The organism is Lactococcus sp. (assembly GCF_036648155.1).
GTDB classification, from domain to species: domain Bacteria; phylum Bacillota; class Bacilli; order Lactobacillales; family Streptococcaceae; genus Lactococcus; species Lactococcus cremoris.
Genome location: NZ_JAVXIY010000005.1, coordinates 203315 through 209314 on the forward strand (window position 1 = coordinate 203315; position 6000 = coordinate 209314).

Sequence of the window (6000 nt, forward strand, 5' to 3'; positions counted from 1 at the left end):
TTTCAAATACTTATTAACTTTTATTCAAAAATAAAAAAAGCCCCATTTGGGACTGTTTATTTTTTTATATATTTTTTGTTGTAAAACTACGACTTTGCATCACCTTAAGAATTGCTGCAACTGTATCTAGCGAAGTAAAGAGAGGAATTCCTCGGCTGATTGCTTCTTGTCGAATGCGGAAACCATCAGTGGCTGTTGTTAATGAAGCTCGCGTATTACCCATGGTATTGACAACGGCTTGAACTCGTCCCTGACGAATATCTTCAACAAGCGTTCCTTCCTCATCTTCTCCACCAGCAAGTTTTTCCACTTCGCGCACATAAAGTCCGTTTTCTTTAAGAAAGGCTGCTGTTCCTGCGGTAGCAACTAATGAATAACCAATTTCGGCAAAATCTTTAGCAAGCGCTAAGGTTTCTTCTTTATCCTCATCAGCGACTGTGAACAAAACTGAACCATAATCAGCCATATGAAGTTTTGCTGCTTCAAATGATTTATAGAGCGCTTTTTCAAGTGTCACATCTGAACCCATTGCTTCACCGGTTGATTTCATTTCTGGACCAAGTAGGCTATCTACTTTTGCCAATTTTGTGAAACTAAAGACAGGTGCTTTAACATGAACCATATCAGGTGTCGGGGCAAGTCCTGCTTCATAACCTAAGTCTTTCAAGTTTTCACCTAAAATCATTTGGGTTGCCAATTGTGCCATTGGAATATTGGTCACTTTTGATAAAAAGGGAACAGTCCGTGAAGCGCGAGGATTAACTTCAATCACATATACTTGTTCTTCATAGATAACGAACTGAATATTCATCATTCCTATGCAATTTAATCCAATCGCAAGGCGTTTGGTATAATCAACGATTGTATCAATAATAGCTTGAGAGAGATTTTGTGGTGGATAAACTGCCATTGAATCACCCGAGTGGACTCCAGCACGCTCAATATGTTCCATAATTCCTGGAAGAAGAACTTCTTCTCCATCACAGATGGCATCAACTTCACATTCTTGACCTTGCAAATAGCTGTCAACTAAAACTGGATGTTCTGGTGAAGCTTTAACCGCACGATTCATATAATCACGCAAATCTTTTTCATTATTAATGATTTCCATGGCCCGACCACCCAAAACAAATGATGGACGAATAAGGACTGGATAACCAATTTTGTTGGCATTAGCGACCGCTTCTTCTTCATTTGTTGCTGTCGCCCCTGGTGGCTGTGGAATATCTAAATCTTGCAGTGCTTTCTCAAATAAATCACGGTCTTCAGCTCGGTCTAAATCTTCGACTTGAGTTCCTAAGATTTTGACTCCTGCTTTTGATAATGGCTCAGCCAAATTGATGGCCGTCTGTCCACCAAACTGAACAATGACACCTAGCGGTTTTTCAAGGTCAATGACATTCATAACATCTTCAAAAGTCAATGGCTCAAAGTAGAGTTTATCAGAAATAGAGAAGTCTGTTGAAACGGTTTCGGGATTCGAATTGATGACAATGGCTTCTTTACCCAAGGCTTGGATAGCTTTCACACAATGTACCGTTGCGTAGTCGAACTCAACCCCTTGTCCGATACGGATAGGACCTGACCCTAAAACAATTATTTTATCTTTATCTGAGCGTTTAGATTCATTTTCCCATTCATAAGTTGAATAGAAATAAGGGGTTGAACTTTCAAACTCGGCTGCACAAGTATCGACCATTTTATAAACAGGAATAATCTTGTTTTCTTGTCTACGACGTCTGACTTCTTCTGGCGTCACATTCCATAACTTGGCAATTTCTCTGTCAGAAAATCCATTTTTCTTGGCCCTTTTTAAAAGTTCTGGCTCAAAAATATTTACCTTTAATTGATTTTCAATTTCAACGATATGAAGGAGTTTATCAAGGAAGAAAATATCGATTTTTGTCAAATCAGCAATTTCTTCGATTGGAATTCCGCGACGAATCGCTTCTGATACATAGAAAAGTCGGTCATCTTGTGTTTTAACCATTTTTTCATAGAGTTTTTCGTCATCAGCTTCAATCGCTTCAGTCATTTCATTATGGAAAACGCCAATTTCAAGTGAACGAACAGCTTTTAGAAGACTTTCTTCGATATTGCGTCCAATTGCCATAACTTCACCAGTCGCCTTCATTTGTGTTCCTAAATGACGGTCACCATTTTCAAACTTATCAAATGGGAAACGGGCGATTTTGGCCACAACATAGTCAAGGGCTGGTTCAAACATGGCATAAGTTTTGTTGGTTACTGGATTGATGATTTCGTCCAGAGTCATTCCGATTGCAATTTTAGCTGACATTTTGGCAATCGGATATCCAGTTGCTTTTGAAGCCAAAGCTGATGAACGGCTGACCCGTGGATTGACTTCAATGACGCGGTATTCATAGCTGTTCGGGTCAAGGGCCAATTGAACATTACAGCCACCTTCAATTTTAAGAGCACGAATGATATTGAGCGAAGCATCACGGAGCATTTGATATTCATTGTCAGACAGGGTTTGACTTGGAGCAAAAACGATAGAATCGCCCGTGTGGACACCTACTGGATCAAAGTTTTCCATGTTGCAGACAACGATAGCATTGTCAGCAGAATCACGCATCACTTCATATTCGATTTCTTTGTAACCTGCGATTGATTCTTCAATCAGACATTGTGTTACAGGTGAAAGTTTCAAACCATTTGCTACAATTTCACGGAGTTCTTCTTCTGTGTCACAAATTCCGCCTCCTGTTCCTCCCATAGTAAATGCTGGACGAACAATGATTGGGTAGCCAATTTTGTCAGCAATGTTAATCGCTTCTTCAACTGTGGTTGCAATATCGCTGGCACAAAGAGGCTCATTGATTGATTCACAGAGCTCTTTGAAAAGTTCACGGTCTTCGGCTTGGTCAATGGCACTTAATTTTGTTCCTAAAAGTTCAACATTAAGCTCCTCAAGAATTCCTGTTTTTGATAATTCCATTGCCATGTTGAGTCCTGTTTGTCCACCTAGTGTTGGTAAGAGTGCGTCAGGACGTTCTTTACGTAAAATTTTACTGACAAACTCTAAAGTGATAGGTTCAATATAGACCGTGTCAGCAATTTCTCGGTCAGTCATAATTGTTGCTGGATTTGAATTGACCAAAACTACTTCATAGCCTTCTTCTTTAAGAGCAAGACAGGCTTGCGTTCCAGCGTAATCAAATTCAGCGGCTTGACCGATAATGATTGGACCTGAACCGATAATCATGATTTTTTTGATATCATTACGTTTTGGCATTTGTTTTTCTCCTTTGTAGTAAAGCATAACTTCGTTGTAATTACTTACAAGCCGCTTCGCTCCTTGCGCCCTTTATTTTCAATCATAAAAAGTTAAAAATAAAGCAAAAACATCTGCCAGAAACCTAGCAGATGTGTCCTAATATGCCCTGACAGTTTACTGACAGAACTAGCCCTGTCCGCTTTGGTACTTATGGACCAAGCTACACCGCTCTTTTGTCAGTAACTTTTAAGGATAATATTTCCTGTTCACAACCTTGCTAGCCTCTCTGGACTAGATTAAAAGTTTTATTGTTTATTAGTTTAGCAGAATAATTGACCTTTTACAAGTCTCAGAGCATTTATGACTTTTAAAGTAATTTTTTGATTTCTTCTTCCATTTCTTCAGGCTCTGTTTTGGGCGCAAATCGTTCAATGACTTGTCCATCTCGGTCAATTAAAAACTTTGTGAAATTCCATTTAATAGTTCCACTAAGCGCCCCTTTGGCTTCCTTTTTCAAAAATTGATAAAGGGGATGAGCTTCTTTTCCATTTACTTTAATTTTTTGAAACATGGTGAATGTAACGCCATAATTCAACTGACAGAATTCATTAATTTCCGTATTTTCACCAGCATCTTGATTAGCAAACTGATTACAAGGAAATCCTAGAATCTCTAATCCTTGGTCCTTATATGTTTCATACAATTTTTCAAGTCCCTCAAATTGTGGAGTAAAACCACATTTACTGGCTGTATTGACTACGATTACGACTTTTCCTTTGTAGTCAGACATTGAAACAGTTTCACCGTTCATTTTAACGGCACTAAAATCATAAAAATTCATTATTTGTTTACCTCCTGGTAAATTTTGCTTATATAAGTTATTCCATCAGAAATAAGTTATAGATTTAGTTTTACTGACAGATGGCTCAGCATAAAAATTGATTGCTGTCAGTAACTATTTTACTGACAAGAATTCTAAAACTCATCATCTACTTTTCTTAACTAGTTTTAGTATATCAAATATTGATTTTTAAGCCAAGAACTTGATTTTTATGTTAAACTATTTTTATGAAATATAAAACTCGACGAAGAAAACCAAATCGACGTCAATCTCTGTTAAAACAGCTCATTTTTATTTTCCTAATCATTTTAGGAATATTTGCTTATAATAGAATTTTTAATAATCAAGTAGAAAAGCCCTCAGAAGCCCAACTTGAAGAAATCCGTGAACATAAATTCATCAAAGAAATTGCCCCCTTGGCTCAAAAATCACAAAAAGAAAGTCAAGTTCTGGCTTCTATTACCATTGCTCAAGCCTGCCTTGAATCTAACTTTGGTAAAAGTGAACTCGCTAGTAAATATCACAATCTTTTTGGTGTGAAAGCCTCAGGCGATGTTCCTAAAGTCTCACTTGAGACTCAAGAGTACGAGAACGGTCAATGGATTACCATCCAAGGTGTTTTTCGCGTTTATCCTAACTTTGCTGATTCCGTTTCGGCTCATACACAACTTTTCCTCTATGGCACAACTTGGAACGCTAAACAATACGCTTCTGTTCTTAGCGCAACAGACTACAAAACTGCTGCTAAGGCGGTCCAGAGCTCTGGCTATGCGACTGACCCCACATATGCTGATAAACTTATCAATATGATTGAAACTTATCATTTGAATCAATATGATAAAAGTTCAACCATTTAAAAATCACTGACAGATTTGTCAGTGATTTTTTCTAAAATTTAATTATTTTTCAAAGACGCCTTTAACTGATTTAAGAATTTCCATACAAATCACAGCGATTACGGCAAGACCCGCAGCTACAGCCCATTCAGACCAACCAAAACTTGCTGGAATTGAAAAGATTTCTCTAAGGAATGGTAGTGTGGTCAAACTGTACAAAGCAAGACAGAAAGTTACAGCCATCAAAACATATTTATTCGTTGTAAAACCAAGTTTGAAAATATTTTGTGAATTTGAACGTGCAGCAAAAGTTTGCAAAGTCCGAGCCAAAATCAAAGTTGTAAAGGCCATAGCCACACCCATTTCAGGTGAAGTTTTTTGTCCAACATATTGAGAGACAATAGCCGCAATCCCAATCAATGAACCACGAATCAAAATAATTCTCATTAAACCATTGGCAAAGATTCCTTCATTTAATTGGCGAGGAGCTTTTTCCATAACATCTGGTTCTGCTTTTTCCATTCCTAAGGCAATGGCTGGAACAGAGTCATTGACTAGGTTTATAAACAATAGTTGCAAAGCAGTAAATGGATTAACCCAACCCACAATTAAAGCAAAAACAATCGCAATAATCGCTCCTAAGTTTCCAGAGAAAAGATAACTAATTGATTTTTTGATATTATCATAAACCACACGACCAATTGATACAGCAGAAACAATTGATACGAAATTATCATCAGTCAAAATCATACTTGACGCATCTTTTGCTACATCCGTTCCTGAACCCATGGCAATCCCAATATTAGCTTGTTTAAGTGCAGGAGCATCATTGACCCCATCACCTGTCATGGCAGTCACTTGATGTTCATTTTGCCAAGCGCGGACAATTCGGATTTTATTTTCAGGCGAAACACGCGCATAAACAGAAATCTTTTGCAAATTCTCACGAAGTTCATCCTCAGTCAGCGCATCCAGTTCTTGACCCGTAAGAGCCATATCCCCTTCATTCATCAAACCAATATCTTTAGCAATGGCTTGCGCCGTCGTTTTATGGTCACCCGTAATCATAATTGTTTTAATGC

The 6000-nt window shown here is 37.9% G+C and carries 3 protein-coding genes and 1 pseudogene; 1 reads left to right on the top strand and 3 read right to left on the bottom strand.

Features of this window, described 5'->3' with window-relative positions:
• Positions 1-64: 64 nt before the first annotated feature.
• Both carB and RSC39_RS06810 read right to left on the bottom strand, forming a co-directional pair.
• Positions 65-3259, bottom strand: a complete 3195-nt coding sequence (gene carB, locus RSC39_RS06805) for a carbamoyl-phosphate synthase large subunit (RefSeq protein ID WP_332536065.1) — start codon at positions 3257-3259, stop codon at positions 65-67.
• A 349-nt stretch (positions 3260-3608) separates the two neighbouring features.
• Positions 3609-4082 carry a glutathione peroxidase gene (locus RSC39_RS06810; RefSeq protein WP_011834996.1) on the bottom strand — a complete coding sequence of 158 codons (474 nt, stop codon included), beginning with the start codon at positions 4080-4082 and terminating at the stop codon, positions 3609-3611.
• A gap of 227 nt (positions 4083-4309) precedes the next feature.
• On the opposite strand from RSC39_RS06810, the gene RSC39_RS06815 reads away from it, so the two are divergent.
• Positions 4310-4939, top strand: a complete 630-nt coding sequence (locus tag RSC39_RS06815) for a glycoside hydrolase family 73 protein (protein ID WP_043735054.1) — start codon at positions 4310-4312, stop codon at positions 4937-4939.
• A gap of 42 nt (positions 4940-4981) precedes the next feature.
• On the opposite strand, the pseudogene yoaB reads toward RSC39_RS06815, so the two are convergent.
• Positions 4982-6000, bottom strand: a pseudogene (gene yoaB, locus RSC39_RS06820) (cation-translocating P-type ATPase); the annotation flags it as partial.

What these genes read in the sequence shown, in the direction of transcription:
- carB (WP_332536065.1), bottom strand. Translation starts at nt 3,259, where the DNA reads ATGCCAAAACGTAATGATATCAAAAAAATCATGATTATCGGTTCAGGT.
- RSC39_RS06810 (WP_011834996.1), bottom strand. Translation starts at nt 4,082, where the DNA reads ATGAATTTTTATGATTTTAGTGCCGTTAAAATGAACGGTGAAACTGTT.
- RSC39_RS06815 (WP_043735054.1), top strand. Translation starts at nt 4,310, where the DNA reads ATGAAATATAAAACTCGACGAAGAAAACCAAATCGACGTCAATCTCTG.